Source organism: Comamonas terrae (assembly GCF_001544075.1).
Taxonomy (GTDB): domain Bacteria; phylum Pseudomonadota; class Gammaproteobacteria; order Burkholderiales; family Burkholderiaceae_C; genus Comamonas; species Comamonas terrae.
In genome coordinates, this window is the sequence record NZ_BCNT01000001.1 from 578193 (window position 1) to 604440 (window position 26248).

The following is a 26248-nucleotide window of genomic DNA, read 5'->3' on the forward strand; positions in this document are numbered from 1 at the left end:
CGACGTGAAGCGCACAAAGCAACACATCGCACGGGTGCTGCGTGCCCTACCGCAGCGGCATGCCTCAATGCAGCGCACGGTAGATGTCTTCGGCGAGACTTGCGGAGATGCCGTCCACCGTCATCAGGTCCTCCACGCTGGCCTCTGCCACGCCACGCACGCCGCCAAAGCGCTGCAGCAGCCGCGCACGCTTCTTGGGCCCGACGCCGGGGATTTCCTCCAGCTGCCCGCCGCCCACGCGCACCTTGGCCCGCGCCGCGCGCATGCCGGTGATCGCGAAGCGGTGGGCCTCGTCGCGGATCTGGGCCACCAGCATGAGCGCTGCGGAGTCGTGGCCCAGGTAGACCTTGTCGCGCCCATCGGCAAAGACCAGCTCTTCGAGGCCGACCTTGCGGCCCTCGCCCTTTTCCACGCCGACGATGCGCGACAGGTCCAGCCCCAGCTCGGTGAACACTTCGCGTGCCATGCTGACTTGGCCCTTGCCTCCGTCCACCAGCACCAGGTCGGGCAGTCGCGGCTGCTTGCCGGTCAGCTCCGCCCCGCCCGCCTCGCGCTGGGCTTCGGCCACGGGCCGGTAGCGGCGCGTGAGAACCTGACGCATGGCCGCGTAGTCGTCGCCTCCCGTGATGCCTTCGATGTTGAAGCGGCGGTATTCGCTGCTCTGCATCCGGTGGTGATGGAACACCACGCAGGAAGCCTGCGTGTTCTCGCCGCTGGTGTGCGAGATGTCGAAGCATTCGATGCTCAGCTCGTCGAGGTTGTCCACGGGCAGGTCCAGCGCCTCTGCCAGGGCCCGCGTGCGCGCCTGCTGCGATCCTTCCTCGGCCAACAGCCGCGCGAGCTGGATGTCGGCATTCTTTTGCGCCATCTCCAGCCAGATGCGGCGCTGCTCGCGCGGCTGCTGCACCACCGTGATGCGCACGCCGCTCTGCTCGGTCAGCAGCTCCACCAGCTTTCGGTCCACCGGGTGGCTGACGATCAGCGTGGGCGGCACGGCCACGCCCACATAGTGCTGCGCGATGAAGGCATCGAGCACCAATTCTTCCACCGGACGTGCGGCAGCGGCCGCATCGAGTTCCTGCTCGCTCGTATACACCGAGGCTGCATCGCCCAGGTTGGCCGGGAAATACGGCCGGTCGCCCAGATGCCGGCCGCCGCGCACCATGGCCAGATTCACGCAGGCGCGCCCGCCCTGCACCTTGACGGCGAGGATGTCCACGTCCTTGTCGTCGGCAGTCTCGATGGACTGCTGGTGCAGCACGCGCGACAGCGCGGTGATCTGGTTGCGCACCTCGGCCGCCTTCTCGTATTCGAGCTTTTCCGCATGCTCCATCATGCGTGTCTCCAGTTGCCGCATCAGCTCCTGGGTTTCGCCGCGCAGCATGGCCTCGGCATTGCGCACGTCGAGCGCATAGGCCTCGGGCGAAATCAAATCCACGCAAGGCCCTGTGCAGCGCTTGATCTGGTAGAGCAGGCAGGGACGGCTGCGGTTGGCAAACACCGTGTCCTCGCAGGTGCGCAGGCGAAACACCTTCTGCAGCAACTGCATGCTTTCCTTCACGGCCCAGGCGCTGGGATACGGGCCGAAGTAGCGGTGCTTCTTGTCGACGGCACCGCGGTAATAGGCCATGCGCGGGAAGGTCTGGAAGGCAGGCTCTCCGTCCTTGCCGTCGCGCTGCGCCACCCCGGTGATCTTCAGATAGGGGTAGCTCTTGTCATCCCGGAACAGGATGTTGTACTTGGGGTGCTGGGTCTTGATGAGGTTGTTTTCCAGCAGCAGTGCCTCGGCCTCGGAGCGCACCACCGTGGTTTCCATGCGCGCGATCTTGCCGACCATGTGGCCTATGCGCGTGCCGCCATGGTCTTTCTGGAAATAGCTGGAGACGCGGCGCTTGAGGTTGATAGCCTTGCCCACGTAGAGCAAGGTGCCTGCGGCGTCGAAGTAGCGGTAAACGCCCGGCAGCGGCGGCAGTGCCGCCACCTGGGCCAGCAGTTCATCGGAATGCGGGGAAGACATGGTCGCTATTGTCCGCGCATGCGGGTACCCCTGGCACCGCAGTCCGCCCGCGAAAGGAAGCCGGCCCGCACTCCGCCGTACATCGCTTCAACAAGAATAGCTACCGACGCTTCATAGACAAGCGATTCAGCCATTTCCATGCAAAAAAGCCCGGATGACCCGGGCCTTTTGCCATGCCGGCAGCCGGCTTACTCGGCCTCGATCCTGGAGGATTTCACCACCTGGGCCCAGTTCGCGTATTCGGTCTTGACCATGGCGCCCAGCTGTTGCGGGTTCATGTAGTCGGCCGTGGCACCCTGCTCCTCGGCTTTCTTTCTGAAGGCCGGGTCTTCCACCACCTTCTTGAGATCGGCCGTCAGCTTGTCGATCACGGGCTGGGGCGTGGCCTTGGGCGCGAACACGGCAAACCACGAGGTGGCATTCACGCCGGGATAGCCGGCTTCGGCCGTCGTCGGTACATTGGGCAGGCTGGGCAGGCGCTGCTTGCCCGTCACGGCCAGCACGCGCAGCTTGCCGCTTTGCACATGGGGCATGAAGGGCGGCGCGGTGCCGAAGGTCAGGTCCACCTGGCCCCCCAGCAGGTCCTGCAGCGCGGGACCCGTGCCCTTGTAGGGAACGTGCACCATCTTCACGCCGGCCTGCTGCTCCAGCATGGCGCCCGTCACATGCTGCAGCGAGCCGTTGCCCGAGGAGGCGTAGTTGAGCTTGCCCGGATGGGCCTTGGCGTAGCTGACCAGTTCGGCCAGCGTCTTCACCGGCAGCTCGGCGCGCGCCACGATGATCTGCGGGGCCGACAGCACATTGGCCACGGGCGCGAAGTCGCTCTGCTCCCAGCTCCTGGCCTTGACCAGATGGGGCGAGATCACGTGGTAGCCCGAGTACTGCATGAGCAGGGTGTAGCCGTCGGGCTCGGCCCGCTTGACCAGGTTGGCGGCAATGGCGCCGTTGCCGCCGCCCTTGTTGTCCACCACCACGGACTGGCCCAGCACCGGGGCCAGGGCCTGCGCCGCCATGCGGCCGGCCAGGTCGGTGGTGCCGCCCGCTGCGGCCGGCACGATCATCAGCACGGTCTTGCTGGGATAGCCACCCTGGGCCAGGGCTTGGCCGGCCGGCAGGCCCAGGGCCAGGGCCGCAGCAGCTGCTGCTGCCAGGTGAATGCGTCGACGTTGAATGCGCATGGAAATGTCTCCTTGTTGATGCCGATGTGATTTTTTTGTGGTGCAGGCGAAAGCCCTGTGCGGCGCCTCCCCCGAGACTCCGCACGCCGACATGCGCCGACAGCTTGCCGGCGCGGCCGTTCAGGCCCTGGCCAGGGCACGTTCCCTGATGTCCGCGAAATCGGCAGGCGGCTGGTGCAGGTCCCAGCGCGTGCCGGCCTTGGCGATCTGGCTGGGCGTCTCATGCCCGATCAGTTCGGGCAGCGCGCGCGCCGCGGCCACGATCTGCGCCAGCTCCACGCCCGTGTCGTAGCCCATGAGCTGCAGCGCGTGCACGATCTCCTCGGTGCAGGCGTTGCCCGAGGCACCTGGCGCATACGGGCAGCCGCCCAGGCCGCCGATCGAGGCATCGAAGCGGTCCGCGCCCGCATCGATGGACGCCAGAACATTGGCCAGCGCCATGCCGCGCGTGTTGTGGAAATGCAGCGTCAGGCCCAGCGCGGGCCAGCGCGCCTTGAAGGCCCGGACCAGTTCATGCACCTGGCTCGGATAGGCCATGCCCGTGGTGTCGCACAGCGTGATGCCCTGCACGCCCAGATCGGCAAAGCGCTGTACCCAGTCCAGCACTTCGGCCTGCGGCACCTCGCCCTCCATGGGGCAGCCGAAGCAGCACGACAGCGAGACATTGACCGGCACGCCGGCCTGCTGCGCCGTGGCGATGACCTGCCGCAGCGAGGCGAACGATTGCCTGCGCTGCATGCGCAGATTGCAGAGGTTGTGCGTCTCGCTGACCGACATGACCAGGTTGAGTTCGTCCGTGCGGGCCTCGATGGCGCGCTCGGCACCGCGCACGTTGGGCACCAGCGCCGTGTAGACGGTGCCGGGCCGGCGCTCTATCTCGCGCATCACGATCTCGCCGTCGCGCAGCGCGGGAATGGCCGTGGGCGAGACGAAGGCCGTGACCTCGATCTTGGACAGGCCGGCTTGAGACAGCGCATTGACCAGCGCGATCTTGTCCCCGGTGGGCACGAAGGCCTGCTCCATCTGCAGGCCGTCGCGCGTGCCGACCTCGTTCATGAAGATGCGCCGGCCCGCGCCCTGCCAGGCGGAAGTGTGGAATGCTGTGCTCATTGGATGATGCCCTTTTCACGCAGCTGCGCGATCTGCGCGGCCGTCAGGCCCACCTCGGCCAGCACCGCGTCGGTGTCGTCGCCCACATGGGGGGCGCTGGCGCGCACCGTGCCCGGCGTGAGCGAGAGCTTGGGCACGATGCCGGGCACCTCGAGGTCGTAGCCGTCGCGCGTGCGCTGGGTCAGGATCATGTCGCGGGCGCGGTAGTGCGGGTCCTCGGCAATGTCGCGCGCCGTATAGACCTTGCCGGCGGGCACGCGGGCCTTGGCCAGCTCCTGCATCACGGCATGCACGGTGCGGCCATGCGTCCAGTCGCCGATGGCCGCATCGATCTCGGCCACGCGTGCCACACGGCCCGCGTTATGGGTCAGGTCGGGCGCATCGGCCAGATCCTGGCGGCCTATGGCCGCCATCAGGCGCTTGAAGATGGAGTCGCCGTTGCCTGCCACCAGCACCCAGCCATCCTGGCAGGGATAGGCATTGGACGGGGCGATGCCCGGCAGCGCGCTGCCTGCGGCCTCGCGCACGGCGCCGAAGGCGCTGTATTCGGGAATCAGGCTTTCCATCACGTTGAACACGGCCTCGTGCAGGGCCACGTCGATGACCTGGCCCGGACCGCCGTTCACCTTGCGGTGGTACAGCGCCATCATCACGCCGATCACGCCATGCAGCGCGGCCAGCGTGTCGCCGATCGACACACCCACGCGCACCGGCACGCGGCCGGGTTCGGCCGTCAGATGGCGCAGGCCGCCCATGGCCTCGCCGATCACGCCGAAGCCCGGCAGATCGCGGTAGGGGCCTGTCTGGCCGTAGCCCGAGATGCGCAGGATCACCAGGCCGGGATTGATGGCATGCAGCGCCTCGGGCGACATGCCCCAGCCTTCCAGCGTGCCGGGGCGGAAGTTCTCGACCAGCACATCGGCCTCGGCGATGAGGCGGCGGGCCACGTCCTGGGCTTCCTTCTGGCGCAGGTCCAGTGCCACCGAGCGCTTGTTGCGCGACTGTACCTGCCACCAGACGGAGGTCCCCTCCTTGATCAGCCGCCAGTTGCGCAGCGGGTCGCCCGCGCCGGGGGCCTCGATCTTGATCACGTCGGCGCCGAATTCGCCCAGCGTCTTGCCGCAGAACGGGCCGGCGATCAACTGCCCCATTTCCACCACCTTCACGCCTTGCAGCGCGCTGGGCGTATCCACGGGCGTGGCGGGATTCCTGATGTTGCTTGCGTTCATCCAGTTGTCTCTCTTGGCGCCATGTCTCCAGGCGAAACACGGCTTTCGGGCCATCTTGCCTCGGGAGCGGCACATTGCAAAACGCTCAAATGCGAAGCTGCCATCGCATTCGGGCATGGCCCGGCGGGATAAAGTCCCTCCCTATGAAACTGGATCCGATCACCTTGCGCCTGTTCGTGGCCGTGATGGAAGAAAACGCCATTGCACGGGCTGCCGCGCGCGAGCACATTGCCCCTTCGGCCGCCAGCCGGCGCCTGGCGGAGCTCGAGGACCGGCTGCAGGTGGAACTGTTCACCCGCAGCAACCGCGGCAGCACGCCCACGGCGGCGGCCTATGCGCTGCTGCACATGGCGCGCGGCGTGCTCAACGAGCTCGACGGCATCGCCACGCAGATGAAGGACTATGCGCACGACGGCGGCCGGGGCCTGCGCGGCCATGTGCGCGTGATGGCCAACATTTCCAGCATCACCCAGTTCCTGCCCGCGCAGCTGCAGAGCTTTCTGAGCCAGCATCCGCATGTGGACGTGCGCCTGCAGGAGCGCGTGAGCAACGACATCGCACGCGCCGTGGCCGACAACGAGGCCGATATCGGCCTGCTCAACAACGGCAGCTACGGCAACAAGATCAGCCTGCGGCCCTACCGCAGCGACCGCCTGGCCGTGGTCGTGCCGCGCGGCCATGCGCTGGCGCGCCACCGCAGCCTGGCGCTGGCCCAGGTGGTGGCGCACGACCTGATCGGCATGCATGCCGACAGCGCGCTCAACCACCTGATCACGCGCGCGGCCGCCGATCAGGGCCTGCAGCCGCGCCTGCGCATGAAGGTGACAGGCTATGACGCGCTGTGCCTGATGGTGGCCGCAGGCCTGGGCATAGGCATACTGCCCGAAGGCAGCGCGCGTATCTACATGGGTACGCTGCCGCTGCGCTGCATACGGCTGGCCGAGCCCTGGGCCGAGCGCCAGCTCATGCTGTGCGTGCGCTCGCAGGATGCGCTCTCGCCCGTGGCCCAGTTGCTGGTCGAACATCTATGCGAGCCCGGCCCCACAGAGATTGAATAGAACATGCTGGATTTTCATCCCCTTTCCTCCGAGGCCGCGCCCCTGGCCCATGCGCCGCGCACCTGGGATATTTTTTGCCAGGTCATCGACAACTTCGGCGATGTAGGCGCGTGCTGGCGCATCGCCGCCGAACTGGCCGCGCGCGGCCAGCAGGTGCGGCTGTGGATGGACGATGCCAGCGCCCTGCAATGGATGGCGCCGCAGCCGCATCCGGCGGGGCTGGCCGTGCGCCCATGGCCCGCACAAGCCGCAAACGTGCCCGAGTCCGCCGGCGATGTCGTCATCGAAGCCTTTGGTTGCGAGATACCCGCGCCCTTTGTGCGGCGCATTGCCGACAGGGCCGCCACGGGAGCGCCGCCGGTATGGATCAATCTGGAATACCTGTCGGCCGAAGACTATGTGGAGCGCTGCCACCGCCTGCCTTCGCCGTTGATGTCCGGGCCCGCGGCCGGCATGACGCGCTGGTTCTTCTACCCTGGCTTCACCACTGCCACCGGTGCGCTGGCGCGCGAGCAGGACCTGGCCGCGCGCCAGCAGGCCTTCGCGGGCCGGAGGGCCGGCTGGCGTTCGCGTTTGGGCATGGCCGAAGGCGATTGCGCGATTTCGCTGTTCTGCTACGAACCCGCAGCCCTGCCCCGGTTCATGGAGCAGCTGCAGGCAGCCGCTACGCTGCGGCCGCACCTGCTGGTGACGCCGGGCCGCGCCACGGCGGCCGTCCAGGCCTTGCCGCCACCTGCGGCGGACCGGCCCGCCCTCCACTATCTGCAGCCCAGCCCCCAGCCGCTGTTCGACGAGATGCTCTGGGGCTGCGACTTGAATCTGGTGCGTGGCGAGGATTCGCTGGTGCGCGCGCTGTGGGCCGGCCAGCCCCTGGTCTGGCACATCTATCCGCAGCATGACGCTGCGCACCATGGCAAGCTCGAGGCCTTTCTCGACTGGCTGCAGGCGCCAGCCAGCCTGCGCGCCTTCCACCATGCCTGGAACGGCATGACCGCACCGCAAGCATTGCCTTTGCTCAACCCTGCGATGCTGCAGGAATGGCAGCAATGCGTGCAGGCCGCACGCACGCGGCTGGCAATGCAAACGGATTTGATTGCACAGCTTCAAGCCTTTGTTGCGGAAAAAAGCTAAAATCTACGTTTTGCCTCCCGGTGCGCGCCGCTTGCAGCCGCAAACTCGCTGTCCGGGTCGCTCCACCGCCGCGGACCACGCGGCAGGCCCCGCCGCCGCACTTTGACTTTTGCGATCAGCTTGCCTGCCGTGTAGAGCGGCTCCAACCTTTCATAAGCAAGCCATGAAAATCGCTCAAGAAATCCGCGCCGGCAACGTGATCATGCAGGGCAAGGACCCCATGATCGTCCTGAAGACCGAATACGCCCGTGGCGGCCGTGGCGCAGCTACCGTGCGCATGAAGCTCAAGTCCCTGCTGGGCAACATGGGCACCGAAGTGGTCTTCAAGGCCGACGACAAGATCGACAACGTGATCCTGGACAAGAAGGAGTGCACCTACTCCTACTTCGCCGACCCCATGTACGTCTGGATGGACTCCGAATACAACCAGTACGAAGTGGAAGCCGCCAACATGGGCGATGCCATCAGCTACCTGGAAGACGGCATGGAAGCCGAAGTCGTGTTCTACGACGGCAAGGCCATCTCCTGCGAACTGCCCACCACCGTGGTGCGTGAAATCACCTGGACCGAACCTGCCGTCAAGGGCGACACATCGGGCAAGGTGCTCAAGCCCGCCAAGATCGCCACCGGCTTCGAAGTGGCCGTGCCCCTGTTCGTGGACCAGGGCGACAAGGTCGAAATCGACACCCGCACCGGCGAATACCGCAAGCGCGTCTAAGCTGCGCCTGCGCTCCCCTGCAAAGCCCCTGGCAGCCCGTCTGCCAGGGGCTTTTTCTTTGCCGGGCCAGCATTGCACAATATTTACCCGGATTTAATTGACTTCATATTTTTATACGGATAATATTTGGCACCATGCCGCTGCATCTTGGGAGGCCGCTGTGGGCCCCCAGGTCAGCGGCATGATCTTTCACCGCCACTGCCGGATAGGACAAGCACATTGACAGGAGAGGCCCTTGCGCAACACATCGAGGTCCTCCCCCAGGACATGCGAAGCTACCTGCACCCGATCAGCCAGCTGGCCGAGACCCTTGCAGAACTGAAGGTTCTGCAGGCCTCCAATTTCTCGTCGCAATACCAGACACACAACACATGACGAAGTCCGACAATGCCCTGCCGCAGGCCGCCGCGCCTGCTCTGCCCGCTCCCGCAGGCCCGCCCATCGCCTCCGGCAGCCAGCCCTTGTGGCGCATCTTTCTGGTGTTCCTCGGGCCCATGGTCCTGGCCAACATCCTGCAGTCGCTGTCCGGCACCATCAACAGCGTCTTCATCGGCCAGATGCTGGGCGTACAGGCACTGGCTGCGGTTGCGGCCTTCTTCCCTGTGATGTTCCTGTTCATTGCCTTCGTGATCGGCCTGGGCGCAGGCGCCTCGGTATTGGTCGGCCAGGCCTACGGTGCACGCCTGCAGGACAAGCTGCGCGCCATCGCCGGCACGGCCATGTGCGTGGGCATGCTGTTCGGCGCCGTCGTCGCCCTGTTCGGCGGCCTGTTCACCGAGCCGCTGATGCGCCTGCTGGGTACGCCGCCCGACATCATGGAGCAGGCCACGCTGTATTCGCGCATCGTGCTGCTGGGCATGCCCGGGCTGTTCGTGTTCCTGCTGGCCACCTCGCTGCTGCGCGGCGTGGGCGACACGGTCTCTCCCATGCTGGCGCTGCTGATCTCCACGGCCACGGGCCTCATCTGCACACCGGCGCTGATCGCGGGCTGGGGCGGGCTGCCGCGCCTGGGCGTGGCCAGCGCGGGCGTGTCCATGATCATCGGCTTCACGCTGGCCCTGGCCTGGCTGTGCTGGCGACTGCGCCGCATTGCCAGCCCGCTGGCACCCAACGCCGCGCTGTGGAAGGCGATGCGCATCGACAGGGCACTGCTCAAGAGCATTCTGCGCGTGGGCATTCCCACGGGAGTGCAGATGATCGCCTCGTCCCTGGCTGGCCTGGTCGTCGTCTCCCTGGTCAACGGCTTCGGCTCCAGCGCCACGGCGGCCTACGGCGCGGTCAACCAGATCAACTCGTTCGCCCAGTTTCCCGTGATCTCGGTGGCCATCACGGCATCCATACTCGGTGCGCAGGCCATCGGCGCGGGCCACAGCGAACGACTGGGAGCCATCACCGCCACGGCCATCCGCATGAACCTTGCTCTGGGGACGGCCCTGGCGCTGATCGGCAGCCTGTTCGCCCGGCCGCTGCTGGGCCTGTTCATCACCGACGAGCAGGTGCTGGCGCTGGCGATCGAGCTGCTGTACATCGTGCTGTGGAGCGGGCTGCTGCTGGGCTGCTTCATTGCGCTGTCCTCGGTCATGCGTGCCAGCGGCGACGTGGTCATTCCGACGGCCATCACCATCGCGGTGCTGGCCGTGCTGGAGCTGCCGCTGGCCTGGTGGCTCAGCCGCGGCTTCGGCCTCATGGGCATCTGGATGGCTTTTCCGCTGTCCTACACCATCACTCTGGGCCTGCAGACCGCCTACTACCGGCTGGCCTGGAAGAAAAAGCCGATCCGAAGAATGGTCTGATGCAGGAAAAAGCAAAAGGCTTCCCGAGGGAAGCCTTTTGCCTGCATGAACGCTCAGGCGTTCAGGTCGAGCACGACGCGGCCTTCGATCCTGCCCGCGTGCATGCGGGAGAAGATGTCGTTGATGTTCTCCAGCCGGTCGGTGGTCACCGTGGCCCTGACCTTGCCCATGGCCGCGAAGTCCAGCGACTCCTGCAAATCCAGCCGCGTGCCCACGATGGAGCCGCGCACGGTCACGCCGCTGAGCACCATGTTGAAAATGGGCAGCGGGAAGCTGCCGGGCGGCAGGCCGTTGAGCGACACCGTGCCGCCGCGCCGCACCATGCCCAGCGCCTGCTCGAAGGCCTGGGGCGACACGGCCGTCACCAGGGCGCCGTGGGCTCCGCCAATCTCCTTCTTGAGGTAGGCTGCCGGGTCCGTGGTCAGGGCGTTGACCGTGACCTGGGCCCCCAGGCGCCGGGCCAGCTCCAGCTTGGCATCGTCCACATCCACGGCCGCCACATTCAGGCCCATGGCCTTGGCATACTGCACGGCCATATGGCCCAGGCCACCGATGCCCGAGATCACCACCCAGTTGCCGGGCCTGGTGTCGGTGACCTTCAACCCCTTGTAGACGGTGACGCCCGCGCATAGCACCGGAGCGATCTCGATGAGGTCCACATTGCCGGGCAGCAGGCCCACGAAATTGGCATCGGCCAGCGCATACTGCGCAAAGCCGCCGTTGACGGAATAGCCGGTGTTCTTCTGCTGCTCGCACAGCGTCTCCCAGCCGCCCAGGCAATGCTCGCAATGGCCGCAGGCCGTGTAAAGCCACGGAATGCCGACGCGGTCGCCTTCCTTGACATGGGTGACACCCGCACCCACGGCAGCCACATAGCCCACGCCTTCATGGCCCGGGATGAAGGGCGGATTGGGCTTGACCGGCCAGTCGCCATGCGCGGCATGCAAGTCGGTATGGCAGACGCCGCAGGCTTCGATCTTCACCAGCACGTGGCCGGGATCGGGCCGGGGCACCTGGACTTCTTCAATGATCAGGGGCTTGCCAAACTCCCGCACCACAGCGGCCTTCATGGTCCTGTTCATTCGCGCCATCCTTTCACTGCTACAAACGATATGGACAGCATCTCAGCGAACTGGCCGCTCCGCCCTGATGAAGATCAAGGCTCTCCGCAAAGCAAAAAAGGCAGGGGGGCCCTGCCTTTTTTGCTTGGCCGCCAGCGCGCCTCAGACCGGCTGGCCCACCAGATCGTGGCCCTGCGTGCCCACAATCTTCACATTGATCAGCTCGCCCACCTTGTAGGTCTTGCTGGCCTTCTCGGGCGGCAGCAGATGGACCACGCCGTCGATCTCCGGAGCATCGGCATAGGTACGGCCCACGCCGCCCTTCTTGCCCAGGCCGATGGACTTGTCCACCAGCACCTTCATGACCTGGCCCACGCGGCGCTGCAGACGCTGGATGGATACCTCCTCGGCCACCTCCATGAAGCGCGCGCGGCGCGCCTCGCGCACTTCCTCGGGCAGCATGCCGGGCAGCTCGTTGGCCGTCGCGCCTTCCACGGGGCTGTAGGCAAAGCAGCCGGCACGGTCGATCCCGGCCTCGCGGATGAAATCCAGCAGATGCTCGAACTCCTCCTCCGTCTCGCCAGGGAAGCCGGCAATGAAGGTGGAGCGGATCACCAGCTCGGGGCAGACCTTGCGCCACTCGCGGATGCGCTCCAGGTTCTTCTCGCCGCTGGCCGGGCGCTTCATGCGCTTGAGGACATCAGGGTGGCTGTGCTGCAGCGGCACGTCCAGATAGGGCAGCACCAGGCCCTGCGCCATCAGCGGCAGGATGGCGTCCACCGTAGGATAGGGGTACACATAGTGAAGCCGCACCCAGGCGCCGTGCTGTGCGGCCAGCTTGCCCAGTTCCTCGGTCAGCTCCAGCATGCGGGTCTTGACCGGCTTGCCGTCCCAGAAGCCCGTGCGGTACTTCACGTCCACGCCGTAGGCCGAGGTGTCCTGGCTGATGACCAGCAGCTCCTTGACGCCGCCTTCGAACAGTGCCTTGGCTTCCTTGAGCACGTCGCCGATCGGGCGCGAGACCAGATCGCCGCGCATCGAGGGAATGATGCAGAAGGTGCAGCGGTGGTTGCAGCCTTCGGAAATCTTCAGGTAGGCATAGTGCTTGGGCGTGAGCTTGATGCCGGCTTCGCCGATGGCCCCCGGGATTCCACCGGGGATCAGGTCCACGAAGGGATCGTGCGGCTTGGGCAGGTGGGTGTGGACGGCATCCATCACCTCCTGCGTGGCATGCGGGCCGGTCACGGCCAGCACGCTGGGGTGCACTTCGGCCACCATGCTGCCGCCTTCCTTGCCCGACTTGGCGCCCAGGCAGCCCGTCACGATCACCTTGCCGTTGGCGGCCAGCGCCTCGCCGATGGTATCCAGGCTTTCCTTGACCGCGTCATCGATGAAGCCGCAGGTATTGACGATGACCAGGTCCGCCCCCTCGAAGGTCTTGGAGGTCTGATAGCCCTCGGCGCTGAGCTGCGTGAGGATCAGCTCGCTGTCGGTCAACGCCTTCGGACATCCGAGGGATACGAAGCCGACCTTGGGCGCCGCCTGTGTGGGGGTGTTGTGTTCGCTAGTCATTGATGTGCTTTAAATCCTTGCGCCCCGGCCGGACAGGACAGCAGCGCGTACGGCCCATCCATGCCCGGCGAGCCAAAACCAACCCTCGATTTTAACGGTGGGCCTGCAACCGTGCTCCGGCACGGCCATGCGCCCGGCCCTGTCTCTGCAGGATTTGCCATGAAAAATGCCGCTCACCGGCATCGGTGAGCGGCATTTCCCCTAGGGCGGTTCCGGAGTGCCGTTCGCAGGGAATGAGGCGCCCGGTGCCTGGGCAGTTACTTCTTCAGCAGATGCTTGAGCGCATTCTGCAGGCGGCGGGCCGAGGCTTCGTCGCGGGCGCTGGCCAGTACCTGCGCTGCATCCTGGCCCCAGGTTTCCTGGGGCGAAGGATCGTTGCGGCGCGTGAGCATCTGCAGTTGCAGCGCGCGGCGGGCGGCCAGCTGGTCGGCCGGCGTGGGCACGTCGGCGGCCATTTCCAGGCGCAGCAGCGCCTGCGAAGCATCACCCTTGGGAGCGGATGCAATGGCCTGGGACCAGGCAGAACGCACAGGTGCCGTCACGCGGCCGCCCAGTTGCTGGGCCGAAGGCAGTTGCGACGCATCGCGCGCTTCCCAGGCGCTCATCAGCTGGCTCAGCGCCTCGCCGTGGGCCTGGGCCGCCAGCTTGCGCAAGGCTTCCTGGGCATGCTCCATGGCCTCGCGCTGGGCGCGGAAGGCCGGATCGGCCAGGCGCGGACCGCGCTCCTCGCGGGCGAAGTCACGCCCGCCGCGGCCGGCATCGCGGCCACGCTCGCCACCGCGGGCATCGCGACCACGGCCGGCATCCCTGCGGTCGCCGGGACGGCCTGCACCGGGACGGCCGGAGACAGCGGCTGCCGCATCCTTTTTCATGCCGGGGCGGTCGTCGCCACGCACGGCCACGACGGAACGGGCAGGCTGGGCCGGTGCTTGCGTTTCCGAAGCGTCGGACGCTTGCTCCGTCTGGCTTTGCGCCTGATTCTGCTGCGCGTCTGCGACGGCCTGGCTCTTGAGCACGGATTCGAGCTCGGCCATGGCTGCGCGGATCTGCTGCGCATCGCCGCTGGCATTGGCCGCCTCGACGGCCTTCGAAGCTTCCAGCACGCGGCGATCGCGTTCGGACAGCTCGGCTGCGGCACGCGGGCCGCGCTCGCTGCCCTTGCGGTTGAAGGCTTCGTCCAGCGGCTTGCGGAAGGCATCCCACAACTTTTGCTCGTGCTTGCGGTCCAGCGGCACGGCCTGGGCCTCGGCCTGCCAGCGCTGCTGCAGGGCCTTGACGGCATCGATGCGCAGGCTGGGCGCAGCGCCCAGGGCCGTGGCTTCTTCGATCATGGCATGGCGGCGCTGCAGGCTGGCCTTTTGCGCGGCATGCAGCGGCGCTTCGGCTGCAGCCATGGCCTGCTTGAACAGCGGCTGCAATTCGGCAAACAGCTTTTCGCCGATGTGGCCGCTCTCGCGCCAGCGCTCGGCAAACTGCCGCAGCGCGCGGGCCATGCCCTTCCAGTCTTCGCTGGCGGCATGCTCGGCCGCCCAGGCCTTGATTTCCTCGATCAGGGCCAGGCGCAGGGCCTTGGCCTGGCTGCTGTCCTGGCGCACCTTCTCATGCCAGGCCTCGACAACCTTGTAGGCCGCGTTGCAGGCCTCGTCGAACTTCTTCCACAGCGCATGGTTGGCCACCGCACCCTGGTCGGCCTGCTTCCACTGCTCGCGCAGGCTGCGCAGGGTTTCCTGGATCTTGCGGCCGCCCAGGGCCTGGCCTTCAGGGCGGTTGATCAGGCCTTCGGCCTTGGCCACCAGCTCCTCGCGCAGCTTGTCGGCATTCTGGCGCTGCCAGCCTTCGGCTTCGCCGGCAGCCACCAGGGCTTCGTGCACTTCGCTCACCAGCGCGTCGTCCACAAAGCGGCCATGGGACTTGATGGCGGCGCGCATGGCCTGCACGGCGGCAGAGCCGGCCTTGCCGGCAGCGGTTTCTTCCTTGAGAGCCTGCAGCGCCTGTCCGATGGCGGCCTTGGCGGCTTCCACCTGCTCGGGCGAAGGCTTGCCTCGGCCGCCGGCTGCGGCACGGCCCGCAGCTGCGGGCTTGGCGGCTTCCGCAGGCGCAGCCTCGGGCGGCAGGCCGCGCGCCACGCGGATCTCATCGGCCCATACGGGCACCGTGGGCAACGGCGCGTTCTCGTCGGCGGCCGCCGCTTCGGTCTGGGCCAGTGCGGACTGGAAGGCTTCCCAGACCAGGGTCAGCTGTGCCGAGGCGGCTTCCAGCTGGGGCGGGAAACGGGCATCCACGCTGCTCCAGCTGGCATCGCCGGTCAGCTCACCGGCCTGCTCCTGCCAGCGGCCCACGTCGGCGCGCAGCGCTTCCAGCGCGGCCTGGGCATCGCGCCAGGACTTGGTGGACAGTACCTCGATACGCTGCGCCAGCAGCAGGGCCACTTCGCGCTGCACCTGGGTGCGGTGCTGCAGGTCTTCCACCGCCTTCACGCGCTCGGCCAGTTGGGCCTTGAACTGCGACAGCGGCTCGCGCGACAGCGCCGCACCGGCCTTGGCCGCATCACGCTGCCAGGCAGCTGCAGCGGCGGCATCGAAAGGCGTGGCCGACAGCAGGGCCTGGGCCTTCTCGGCCCATTCCACGGAGATTTTTTCCTGGTTTTCGGTACGGCGGATCTCGTCCAGGCGCTCGCGCACCGCACGAGCCGCGCTCTTGTCGCGCGCGCTCAGTTCCTTGAGAACGTCCTGGAGCTGCTCCACCGAAGGCTGGGTCGCGAGCCATTCGCGGATGCGCGCGGCGCGGTCGCCCGAGGTTTCGGCGGAGAAAGCGCCACCCGTCAATGCATCCAGCGGATGTTGCTCAGAATTCTTGCTGGGAGCTGGGTTCACTTCGGGTGCATCGGACATGGTGCTGCGAGGAGGAATAGATGACATGTACTGATAAAGGAATGCTTGCTGTCCGCTCCGACGGGAGCGTGGCAACCATTGCCAGCCTATATGGGGGCATATGGAGCAAGCGCAAGCCTGGACGCGGCCGCGTCCGGGCAAAGGCGTATTTTCGCCGTTATTTGCGGCTCGGCCAAAAAACGCCGGAATAAGCGTGCCGTTCCTAGCGGCATGGCCGGCAGGAAGGTACAGCGTACCAAAGTCGGGTCGGCCGCTGCCGCTGCCTGACCTTTGGGCAGGGAGAAAGGCGCGGGCCTTTCCCGATCACTGGGTGGACAGGCTGAGCTGGGCGCGCGGCGTCCAGTCCTTGTCCTGGCCGTCCGTCCTTGGCGCGCCGAGGAACAGGCGCTCCAGCGGCAGCTGCTGGCTGGCCAGATAGTCGCGCACTGCCACGCCGCGCGCCAGCGCGAGTTCGCGCATGGCATCGTCGGGCACGGCGATGCTGTCCACCAGCAGGGCCTTCATCTGCTCGGGCGGCAGGTCCTTGGCCAGGCCGATCATGTTGCGCGGCTTCTTGATGTCGGAACGGCTGTAGACGGCCTTGAGCAGCGCGGGGCGTTCGGCGTCGGTGATCTCGGCCACATCCTCGCCGCTCTTGCCATCGCGGATGGCTTGGCGGCGCTTTTGCGCCAGCAGCAGGCGATCCAGCTCCACGGACTTCCAGGCCTGGCGGTCCTCGGCATCGCGGGCCTCGCCCACCACGGTCATCTTGAGCGCCGGGCGGTCGTTGAGCGCCTTGACGATCTTGGCCAGGCCTTCCCTGGCCTTGGCGTCCAGCTTGGCACTGCCCGGGGCGAAGTTCACCGCACCCGACTCGTCGCCGCCCGAGAACGCACCCGACAGCAGCGCGAACGGCGCCGTCACGGCCTTCATGATCAGGTTGCCGATCACCTTGAAGATGATGGGCGCCAGGCGGAACTGCGGATCGTTGAGCGAGCCGCTGATGGGCACGTCCAGGTCGATCACGCCATTGCGGTCGGCCAGAAGGGCCACGGCCAGGCGCACCGGCAGCGAGGCCGGTGCCCCGGGCACGGCTTCGCCGAAGGTCAGCTGGTTGAGCACCAGCTTGTTGGAGGCCGTGAGCTGGCCGTCGGGCTGGATCTTGTAGTTCACGTCCATGTGCAGCTTGCCACGCTCGATGCCATGGCCTGCGTACTTGATCGAATACGGCGACAGCGGCGACAGCTCCAGATCGCGCATCTGCGCCCGCACGTCCATGGCCAGCGGCCTGGCCAGCGGATTGATCTTGCCGGTGATGTCCAGCGAGGCCGTGCCCTGGGCTCGGCCCTTGATTTCCAGGTCGGCCATCTGGGGCCCGTCCTGGCCTTCGGGGGCCTGCGAGGAGAACGCGCTCAGGCGGCCCGACAGCTCACTGAGGTCGGCCGAGTAATTGGGCTGGATGAAATAGTCGGAGAACTGCACCTTGCCGCCCGTCAGCACGATGGGGCCCACCTTGATGACGGGCGCCGGGCCGGAGTCTTCGGGCTTGGCAGGCGCCGCGGCGGCAACGGGCGCTTCCGGCTTTTCGCCGGCCGCGGCCTTGGCATCGGCCTGCGCGTTCTGCTGCACCGACTGCTCGGAGCGCTCGGTCTTGACGATGTCCTGCAGGTTGATGCGGCCGTTGCGCTGCACGATGACGCGCGCGAAGAAATCGCCCAGTGCCGTCTCGCGCACGGTCACGCGCAGCGGCTGCGCGGGCTTGAGCTGCAGCTCCAGTCCGCGCACGGCCAGCGTTTTCCAGGCAAGCAGGTCGTCGCCCAGACCCAGGCCGGTCTCGCGCGCCAGCGCCTTGGCGCGGTCGGCCGTGGAATCGTTGAGCACCGCTGTCAGTGCGCCCTTGGCCGTGCGCGGCTTGTCGCCGGTTTCAGGCTGCACGGGCGCTGCCAGCCGCGAGCGCATGCGCAGGTCGTTGAGCTCCACATCGCCTTGTACGTTGACTTCGGGCCCTCTGGCCAGCGCCGCATACTGCACCTTGCCCCGGAAGTTGCCGTCGGCACGTACCAGGTCCACGTTGAGCTGGCTGCCGAAATACGGCTCGAACGCATGCAGCGGCACGCCGCGCGCCTGCAGCTGGCCCTGGGCCGAAACCGGCGCCAGGCCGAACTGGCCCCGGAAGCTCAGGCTGCCGGCCTGCACGCGCCGGCCCGAGCCCACCTTGGCCGACAGCTCCAGCGGCGTGGGCGCCGCCTTGGCGGCCAGGGGCTCCAGCGCACCCAGACGTACACGCAGGGCACTCAACTCCAGTTGCACATTGTTTCTGGCACCGGTCTCCGCAGAGGGCGCTTCATCCCTGTACTGAATCACGCCGCCATCGACGTCCACCGCAGCCAGCTTGACCGCCCAGGGCCTGGCCGGCCCACTGCCCTTGGCTGGCGCCGCCTTCGCACGGGATGCATGGGGAGCCGCAGATGCAGCAGGCAGCCAGCGCTCATACATCCAGCGGCCCTGGGCATCGCGCGTCGCGGCCAATTGCGGCTTTTGCAGGACGATGGATTCGATCTGCACCTGCTGCGACGCCAGATCCACCTGCGCACCCTGCACTTTCAACTGCTCGATGCTGACGGGCGCCTGCTTGTCCTGCAGCTGTACCTTGTCGGCCGTCAGTTCGGCGATCCGGGCCACGATCCCGTCCTTGCCCCAGGCCAGTTCGGCCCGGGTGTCGAGCATGGCCGTCAACCGGGGCTTGAAGTGCGCAGCGACATAGGGCTCCACCCACTGCAGCGGCAGTTGCCCCAGCTCCAGGTTGAGTCGGCCCTCTTGCACGGTCGCCGTTCCCTGCACGGCCAGGGAGACTGCGCCAGTTCCTTCCTGCGCCTGGGCGCCCTGGTTCAGCCGGGCCTTGAGCGCCAGATGCATGGGCTGGCTCATGGGCCACAGCACGTCGCGCGCCTCGACATGCAGGGGAGCCAGCGTCAGGACTGCGGGCGCCGTGCCGGTGGCGGCATCGTTCCAGTGCACGGTTGCACCGTCCATGTCGAACTGGTGCAGCGACAGCTTCAGGCCCTTGTCGGCTGCGGGTTGGGCCTCGGCGGTCTTTTCGGCTGGCGCCGCAGGCTCCTTGGTCTTGGCCTGGGCAGCTCCATCATGGGAAGTACCCTGCAGGCTCAGCCAGTTGATCACGCCCTCGGCATTGCGGCTGGCGAAGATTTCCGGCTTGTCCCAGCGCACCGATTCCAGTTCGACCTGCTGCTGCAGCGGCTGCACGTTCTTGAGCTGGGCTTGCAGCTGATCGAAGCGCAGCAGCGGCGCATTCTGCCGGTCATCGATGGCCACCTTGCTCAGCGCCAGCTTGCCGCTGACATGGACCATGGGTTCGGCCAGTTGCTCGAAGCGGATATCCAGGTCGGTATCCAGCACCCCCGAGCGCGGTTGCACGGGCACGGAGGCAGGCACATAGCCCAGGTACGGCGTCAGATCGATGCCCTCCCATTTGAGCTGTACGGAAGTCTGGCGCCTGTCGGTGAACGGCGTGCTCTCGGCCTGCGACTGGAACCGGCTGCCGTTGAGGTCGAAGGCCAGGTGGGGCAGCACCTTGATTTCGCGCTTGGACGCCAGGTTGCTGATGAAGGGAATGCTCAGCTGCAAATCCTTGAGCTCATGCTTGCGCTGCACCACCTCGTCGTTCAGCTCCACCCGGCCGTCGCGCAGGGCGATGTTGTAGAGCGCGAACTGCACGGGCTTGGACGGCTCGGGGCTGGGCTCGGCCAGCTTGGCCAGCACGTCGTCGATGTCCAGCCGGCCCAGCGCATGCTGGGTCAGGCGCACCACGGGCGCGTCCACCTCCACGGCGTCGAGCACGGGCGCCAGCCTGAACAGCGACTGCAGGCTGGCGTTGACATAGATCCGCTTGATCTGCAGCTGCGGCTCGGCTGCGGCGTTTTCTACCAAATTTTGGCTTCCAGCGCTTTCCCCACCTGCGTCGGAAGCTATGCTTTTTGAGGCTTTGTCTATGCTCAGGTCATGGAGGGTAATGGCCAGCGCCCAGGGCTCGAACTGCACCTTGCCCACATGCACAGGGCGCCCCAGCTTGGCCGATGCCTGCTTCTCCAGCTGGCTCTTGGCAATCACGGGCACCAGCGCCCAGGCCAGAAACCCCAGCAGCAGGATGGCAGAAACAGCCCAGATCAGGCGACGCAACCAGGGGCGAGATGCAAGCAATGGCATGAGAGATAGGAAATGGCAAAGAACTCGGGGCAGGCAGGCCCGGCCTCGGGGCAGCGGCGGGCCGGTACGCAAGCAGGTCCGGCCATGGCGCAAATGTACTCTTTGCAGGCACCTTCAGGCAGGACAGGCGCGGTACCGCGCCGCTGACGCGGCATACGGCGCAAAACGCTCTATATATAAGAGCGTGCAGCGGCTTTCCCTGGGAGTGTGCCTGCCATTGACAACCTGCACGGCCAAGGCACCCGGTGCAAATGCAAAAAATCTACAGAAGCCCGAGAAAGCAAAGCAGATGCCTCCAAACGACAAAGCCCGGAAGCGGAGAAACCGGCTTCCGGGCTTTACGGCAAGTACCAGACTGTGCCGTTTTTCGCAGTCAAGGAGGGTGTGGTCCTTGCTGCTGGAAGCAAGAGATTGCTCCCTGGGGTGCCGCAGCGAAGTTGTAGAGCAAATGGCCGGGTAGAGTTCCCTGGCTGGGTTTGCCTTTCCCTTTCCTTTGGCAGTCACCTGCGATGTGCAGGTGGATTCACTATATCCCTGCAGATCCCGCCCAGCCAGGTTTTTTTCATTTTTTTGCGTTTTGATGACAAACCCGGCAATGTGAGCATCCACACCGCTTGAACAGAGCGATTTGCGGCCTTGGAAATTCAAACAACTGTATTCATATACAGTTTTATTATAAATTTAAAGTATAAAAACCAAGGTTGTTAGTGTTGACCTAATATTTAGCCCCCCCCTAGAATCCGCCAGCGCTCGAATAGAGCGTTTTTTGTTTCCGCTGCCTCACGACTGAGCAGATCTGCAAACGCCCTCTGCGGGCTTTTTTTGCGGATCCGCAGCGTACCTCATCAAGGGTGAGTCTTCGGCCTTGCATCGCGCACCCGCTGCGCCTGCCCTGGGCTGACACCGCCGCTAGAAAGGACAAGCTATGCCAGCGTCAGGAAAATTTGTCGCCTCCGCGCGCACGTTGGGCCATCAGGTGGCCAACGGTTTTCTTGCTCTCACTCACAACGGCTTCGCCCTGCTGGGCCTGGCCGTGGCCATTGCGGCCCTTACTCTGATCTCCCGCCCCGACCTGCGCCAGGCCGGCGAGGCCCAGCTGCGCCAGTGGCTGGACCAGCGCCACCCCCAGGCCCTGGCCGCTGCGCCGGCGCCGGCCGCCAATTCGCTGGCTCAGCCGGTCGTTGCCAGCGACCGCGCCACCGCAGCCAACCCCAAGGCCCTGCCCAAGGAACAGGCCGCCGTGGCCTACTGGCTCAGCAAGAAATACCGCGTCGCGCCCGAGCCCATCGCCGCCCTGGTCAGCGCCGCCTACGAGCAAGGCAAGGCCAACAAGCTCGACCCCACGCTGATCCTGGCCATCATGGCCATCGAATCGAGCTTCAACCCGTTTGCCCAGAGCACCGTCGGCGCCCAGGGCCTGATGCAGGTCATGACCTCGGTGCACACCGACAAGTACGAAAGCTTCGGTGGCCAGCATGCGGCTTTCGACCCGGTGACCAACCTCAAGGTCGGCGTCAAGGTGCTCAAGGAATGCATTGCGCGTGCCGGCTCCATCGAAGGCGGTCTGCGCTACTACGTGGGCGCAGCCAACCTCGAAAGCGATGGCGGCTATGCCGCCAAGGTGCTGGCCGAGCACCAGCGCCTGCGCCTGGCTGCCGGCCTGCGCGCCGAATCGGTGATGACCGCCAAGGTCGCGACACCGGTCCAGAAAGCCAGGCCTGCTGCCGTGGCCACCAAGGACGACTCCGTTCCCCCGCCGGCTGCCGACCTGAACGCCAAGCCCGTGGCCGGTGCCATCGCCCCGGCCGCCACGCTGGCACTGGCGCAGGCCGGGCAGAAAGCCAAGATCGGCGCCACCATCACCCACGCGGAACAGGTGGCGCTGGCCGAACCCAAGATCTGACATTCCTGCCGCAGGCAGTCCCAGGCGAAACGAGCTGGCTCAAGCCAGCTTTTTTATTTTGGCGGCAGGTCCGCGCCCGGGCGAACAGCCCGCAGGCAGCCGGCCCGTGCCAGCTCAGCTACACTAGCGGATGTACGCAACTGGCGATAGGCGCAGCTTCCTCTGGGGCTGCCGCTGACGTGGAAACCGACGGATGGGCTTTCATCTGTAACCACCGGGGAGCGTACCGCCCAGGGCCTGCGCGATTGGGACCTGCAAGCGTTTCAGCCGTTCGCCTGGGCAGCCCTTGGCCTCAAGGGAATTTCAAGTTCACAGGACTGCCATGTTTCAACGCACCAATACCGTCGCCAAAGTCGACCCCGAGCTGTTTGCCGCCATCCAGGCCGAAGACCTGCGCCAGCAGGAACACATCGAGCTGATCGCCAGCGAGAACTACTGCTCTCCCGCCGTCATGGAGGCCCAGGGCTCCCAGCTGACCAACAAGTACGCCGAAGGCTATCCCGGCAAGCGCTACTACGGCGGCTGCGAGAACGTCGATGTGGTCGAGCAGCTGGCCATCGACCGCGTCAAGCAGATCTTCGGCGCCGAGGCCGCCAACGTGCAACCCAACTCCGGCTCGCAGGCCAACCAGGCCGTGCTGATGGCCTTTGCCAAACCCGGCGACACCATCCTGGGCATGAGCCTGGCCGAAGGCGGCCACCTGACCCACGGCATGGCGCTGAACATGTCGGGCAAGTGGTTCAATGCCGTCTCCTACGGCCTGAACGCCGAGGAAGCCATCGATTACGACAAGCTCGAAGCCCTGGCCCGCGAGCACAAGCCCCGCATCATCGTGGCCGGCGCCTCGGCCTATGCGCTGCGCATCGATTTCGAGCGCTTCGCCAAGATCGCCAAGGAAGTCGGCGCCATCTTCTGGGTGGACATGGCCCACTATGCCGGCCTGATCGCCGCCGGCGTGTACCCCAACCCCGTGCCCCACGCCGACGTGGTCACGACCACCACGCACAAGAGCCTGCGCGGCCCGCGCGGCGGCGTGATCCTGATGAAGGCAGAGCACGAGAAGGCCATCAACAGCGCCATCTTCCCCGGCCTGCAGGGCGGCCCGCTGATGCACGTGATCGCCGGCAAGGCCGTGGCCTTCAAGGAAGCGCTGACGCCCGAGTTCAAGGCCTACCAGGAGCAGGTCATCAAGAACGCCAAGGTATTCGCCGACACGCTGACCGAGCGCGGCCTGCGCATCGTTTCCGGCCGTACCGAAAGCCACGTGATGCTGGTGGACCTGCGCGCCAAGGGCATTACCGGCAAGGCGGCCGAAGCCGCTCTGGGCCAGGCCCACATCACGGTCAACAAGAACGCCATCCCCAACGACCCCGAAAAGCCCTTCGTGACCAGCGGCATCCGCATCGGCACGCCCGCCATGACCACGCGCGGCTTCGGCGAGGAAGAGACCCGCATCACGGCCAATCTGGTGGCCGACGTGCTGGACAACCCCAACGACGAGGCAGTGATTGCGGCCGTGCGCGCCAAGGTGGCCGAGCTGACCGCAAGGTTCCCCGTCTACGGCCAGTAATCGAGGCTTTCGCCGCTACGCCATGAAGTGCCCTTTCTGCAGTCACCCGGACACGCAAGTCGTGGAGACGCGCGAGTCCGAAGACGGGGGCTTCATCCGCCGCCGCCGCCGCTGCGGCGGCTGCGACAAGCGCTTCACGACCTATGAGCGGCCCGAAGTCAGCTTTCCGACCATCGTCAAGAAGGACGGCCGGCGCATCGAATACGAGCGCGCCAAGCTGCTGGGCTCGTTCCAGATCGCGCTGCGCAAGCGTCCTGTCAGCACCGAGCGCATCGACAAGGCCATAGACCGCATCGAGGACCGGCTGCTCAACGTGGGCACGCGCGAAATCGACTCCAGCCGCCTGGGCGAATTGGTAATGGAAGAGCTCAAGGGCATGGACAAGGTCGGCTACATCCGCTTTGCCAGCGTGTACCGCAGCTTCGAGGATGTAGACGACTTCAAGAGCATCATGGACGAGATGCGTGCGCCCAAGTAAGTGAAGACGCCGCGCTGGAAGCGGCCCGCGTTACCAAAGGCATCGATGGCGACATCGGTGCCTTTTTTCATCTCCGCACGGCAGGCCCCGGACCCGCGATGAAAAAAGCCCGCGCTCCTTCGGGCGCGGGCTTTCCAGGCATGGCTGGCACTGGATCGCGATCAGAGCGCTCCGTCGCCCAGCACAATGCCTTCGCGCCGCGGATCGGCCCCGCCCTGCAGCATGGGCTTGCCGTCCTTGGTCACGCGCATGATGGTCGCCACGCCGCTCGACTGCGGGCTGTTGGACACCTTGTGCCCCTTGGCCTTGAGGCCGTCGATCAGGCCCGTGAGGTCCAGCGTGGTGTTGGAGCCGTCCACGTTCGTGGTCGGGCTGTTGCTGGCGCCGAAAACCACGAGCGACGTGGCCTGCTGCGCATCCAGGCCCCAGTCCAGCGCACCCACCACGGTCTTGAGCACGTACTGGATGATGTTGCCGCCGCCCGGCGAGCCCGTGGCCATCACGAACTCGCCCGGCTCGTTGCCCTTGAAGACCAGCGTCGGCGCCATGGTGCTGCGCGGGCGCTTGCCCGGCGCCAGGCGATTGGCGATCGGCACGCCGCTTGCAGGGTCCGCCGGATCGGCGGAGAAGTCGGTGAGCTGGTTGGTCAGCAGAAAGCCGTCGACCATGTGGAACGAGCCCATGCTGGACTCGACCGTCGTCGTCATCGACACCGCATTGCCATAGGCATCGACCACCGACAGATGCGTGGTGCCATGCTCCACCGTCTTGTCCACGCCCAGCGGCACCGGACCGAGGTCGCCAGCCGTGGCCGTGCCCATGCTCTGGTCCATGTTGATGAGGCTGGCGCGATGCTTGAGATAGTCCGTGTTGAGCATGGTGGCGACGCCGCTTCCAGGCAGCGGGATGAAATCGGTATCCGCCACATACTTGTCGCGGTCCGCGTAGGCCAGACGCTCGGCTTCCGAGACCAGGTGCACACCCGTCACGCTCGGGATGCCGCCCTCGTTGGACGGGTTCGCGGGCCCGTACTGCGCCAGGTTGAACTGGCCCAAGATGCCCAGCGACTGCGCGATCGCGATGCCACCCGAAGAAGGCGGCGCCATGGTGCAGACGTGGTAGCTGCTGCGGTAGTTCACGCAGACCGGATCGCGCTTCTTGGCCTGGTAGCCGGCCAGATCGCCCAGGGTGATCAGGCCGGGGGTGATGGGCGTCCTGGCCGCATCGTCGCCCACCGACTGCGCCACCTTGGCCACGATGGCCTGCGCGATCTCGCCCGTATAAAGCGCATCGGCGCCCTTCTGCGCGATCGCCTTCAGCGTCTTCGCATAGGGCAGATTGGTCATGGTCTCGCCGGTGGCGCGCGGCGTTCCATCCGCGTGGAAATAAGTGGCCATGGCATTGGCATCGAGCGCGAGGCTGGAAGCATTGCTCTTGATCGCATCGCCCAGGCGGCCGGGAATCCTGAAGCCGTCGGTCGACAGCTTGATGCCATAGTCGAACAGGCCGCTCCAGGCCAGCTTGCCGTGTTCCTTCTGCGCCATCTCCAGCATGCGCAGCACGCCGGGCACGCCGATGGAGCGGCCGCTGCGGCGGGCGGACGGTACAGGCTTGGGCGAGTTCGGGTCCGCCTGGTCCTGGCGCAGCAGGTAATAGCCGGTGGCCGCCGCAGGCGCGGTCTCGCGGCCGTCATAGGCCACGACCTTCCTGGTCTTGGCGTCGAAATACACCATGAACGCGCTGCCGGCGATGGTGCTGGATTGCGGCTCCACCAGGCCCAGCACAGCCTGCATGGCCACCGCGGCATCGACGGCCGAGCCGCCGGCCTTGAGGATGTCGCAGCCGGCCTTGACGGCCAGCGGCGTATTGGCAACGGCCATGTAGCGGCTCGAATTCTTGGCCGTCAGCCCCAGCCGGTAGCCCGAAGCCGCCTCCGGCGCGGCGGGGTCGCCGGCCAGGCCGGAGCCGACGACGACCGAGGCGCCGCCGCTGCCCTGTACCGTGCAGCTGTTGGGATTGTTGTCGACGATCAACGCCTGCTCGAGACCGCCGCTTTGCCCGTCCCCACCGCAGCTGGCCAGAAGAAATACCGCCAGCGTCAACGGCGCCAGCGGCCAGAGTTTTCTTGTGCGCATGCTTGCTTGCCTCCTTGTGTGCATGGTGTGCGGCGCGATGAAGCGCCCGAAGCCGGATGGCGTCCCGCACAGCCGTACGGCCCGGGCCGTGCATCCGGTACGGGGCGGCAGCCCGCTCCGCCCGGCGAGCAGGAAGGACGCCACCCGCCTGCCACTTTATCGGCAGGCGCCGGCAAGCCCGATGGTGTTTGGTCTCTTGCA

At 66.4% G+C, this 26248-nt stretch carries 16 protein-coding genes and 1 riboswitch; of the genes, 7 read left to right on the top strand and 9 right to left on the bottom strand.

Features of this window, described 5'->3' with window-relative positions:
• Nucleotides 1-64 precede the first annotated feature (64 nt).
• From uvrC to Cte04_RS02780, 4 genes are all read right to left on the bottom strand, one after another.
• Nucleotides 65-2017: an excinuclease ABC subunit UvrC gene (uvrC, locus tag Cte04_RS02765; RefSeq protein ID WP_066471313.1), complete on the bottom strand. Its 1953-nt coding sequence runs from the start codon at nt 2015-2017 to the stop codon at nt 65-67.
• A 188-nt stretch (nt 2018-2205) separates the two neighbouring features.
• Nucleotides 2206-3195, bottom strand: a complete 990-nt coding sequence (locus Cte04_RS02770) for a Bug family tripartite tricarboxylate transporter substrate binding protein (protein ID WP_066471315.1) — start codon at nt 3193-3195, stop codon at nt 2206-2208.
• A 120-nt stretch (nt 3196-3315) separates the two neighbouring features.
• The gene (locus Cte04_RS02775) at nt 3316-4305 is read right to left on the bottom strand and encodes a hydroxymethylglutaryl-CoA lyase (RefSeq protein WP_066471317.1); all 990 of its coding nucleotides are present in this window, start codon (nt 4303-4305) and stop codon (nt 3316-3318) included.
• On the bottom strand, nt 4302-5534 hold the full coding sequence (locus Cte04_RS02780; protein WP_066471320.1) for a CaiB/BaiF CoA transferase family protein: 1233 nt from the start codon (nt 5532-5534) through the stop codon (nt 4302-4304). The genes Cte04_RS02775 and Cte04_RS02780 overlap by 4 nt, the downstream gene beginning before the upstream one ends.
• A 143-nt stretch (nt 5535-5677) precedes the next feature.
• Here Cte04_RS02780 and Cte04_RS02785 point away from each other — a divergent pair, with 143 nt between their 5' ends.
• From Cte04_RS02785 to Cte04_RS02800, 4 genes are all read left to right on the top strand, one after another.
• The gene (locus Cte04_RS02785) at nt 5678-6592 is read left to right on the top strand and encodes a LysR family transcriptional regulator (protein WP_066471324.1); all 915 of its coding nucleotides are present in this window, start codon (nt 5678-5680) and stop codon (nt 6590-6592) included.
• A gap of 3 nt (nt 6593-6595) precedes the next feature.
• Complete coding sequence (gene earP / locus Cte04_RS02790) at nt 6596-7723, top strand: elongation factor P maturation arginine rhamnosyltransferase EarP (protein WP_066471327.1); 1128 nt, start codon at nt 6596-6598, stop codon at nt 7721-7723.
• A 163-nt stretch (nt 7724-7886) separates the two neighbouring features.
• Nucleotides 7887-8441: an elongation factor P gene (gene efp, locus Cte04_RS02795; RefSeq protein WP_066471336.1), complete on the top strand. Its 555-nt coding sequence runs from the start codon at nt 7887-7889 to the stop codon at nt 8439-8441.
• Between the two features lie 371 nt (nt 8442-8812).
• The gene (locus Cte04_RS02800) at nt 8813-10234 is read left to right on the top strand and encodes an MATE family efflux transporter (RefSeq protein WP_066471338.1); all 1422 of its coding nucleotides are present in this window, start codon (nt 8813-8815) and stop codon (nt 10232-10234) included.
• A gap of 53 nt (nt 10235-10287) precedes the next feature.
• On the opposite strand, the gene adhP is transcribed toward Cte04_RS02800, so the two are convergent.
• From adhP to Cte04_RS02820, 4 genes are all read right to left on the bottom strand, one after another.
• Nucleotides 10288-11316 (bottom strand): alcohol dehydrogenase AdhP, encoded by a 1029-nt coding sequence (gene adhP / locus Cte04_RS02805; RefSeq protein WP_066471341.1) that lies wholly within the window; start codon nt 11314-11316, stop codon nt 10288-10290.
• A 141-nt stretch (nt 11317-11457) separates the two neighbouring features.
• Nucleotides 11458-12867, bottom strand: a complete 1410-nt coding sequence (rimO, locus tag Cte04_RS02810; RefSeq protein ID WP_066471344.1) for a 30S ribosomal protein S12 methylthiotransferase RimO — start codon at nt 12865-12867, stop codon at nt 11458-11460.
• A gap of 257 nt (nt 12868-13124) precedes the next feature.
• Entirely contained in the window at nt 13125-15758 is a 2634-nt protein-coding gene (locus Cte04_RS02815; RefSeq protein WP_066471349.1) for a DUF349 domain-containing protein, read from the bottom strand.
• Nucleotides 15759-16061: 303 nt separating this feature from the next.
• The gene (locus Cte04_RS02820) at nt 16062-19961 is read right to left on the bottom strand and encodes a DUF748 domain-containing protein (RefSeq protein ID WP_066471351.1); all 3900 of its coding nucleotides are present in this window, start codon (nt 19959-19961) and stop codon (nt 16062-16064) included.
• Nucleotides 19962-20886: 925 nt separating this feature from the next.
• Between Cte04_RS02820 and Cte04_RS02825 the strand changes: the two genes are divergently transcribed.
• The 3 genes from Cte04_RS02825 (at nt 20887) to nrdR (ending at nt 23912) form a co-directional block, all read left to right on the top strand.
• Nucleotides 20887-21864 (top strand): lytic transglycosylase domain-containing protein, encoded by a 978-nt coding sequence (locus Cte04_RS02825; protein ID WP_083526462.1) that lies wholly within the window; start codon nt 20887-20889, stop codon nt 21862-21864.
• 126 nt (nt 21865-21990) lie between these two features.
• Nucleotides 21991-22152, top strand: a riboswitch (ZMP/ZTP riboswitch).
• A 34-nt stretch (nt 22153-22186) separates the two neighbouring features.
• The gene (gene glyA, locus Cte04_RS02830; protein WP_066471353.1) at nt 22187-23434 is read left to right on the top strand and encodes a serine hydroxymethyltransferase; all 1248 of its coding nucleotides are present in this window, start codon (nt 22187-22189) and stop codon (nt 23432-23434) included.
• Nucleotides 23435-23456: 22 nt separating this feature from the next.
• Nucleotides 23457-23912: a transcriptional regulator NrdR gene (gene nrdR, locus Cte04_RS02835; protein WP_066471358.1), complete on the top strand. Its 456-nt coding sequence runs from the start codon at nt 23457-23459 to the stop codon at nt 23910-23912.
• Nucleotides 23913-24073: 161 nt separating this feature from the next.
• On the opposite strand, the gene Cte04_RS02840 is transcribed toward nrdR, so the two are convergent.
• A complete protein-coding gene (locus tag Cte04_RS02840; protein WP_066471361.1) occupies nt 24074-26047 on the bottom strand; it encodes a gamma-glutamyltransferase family protein in 1974 nt (657 codons plus the stop codon).
• Between the last annotated feature and the right edge of the window lie 201 nt (nt 26048-26248).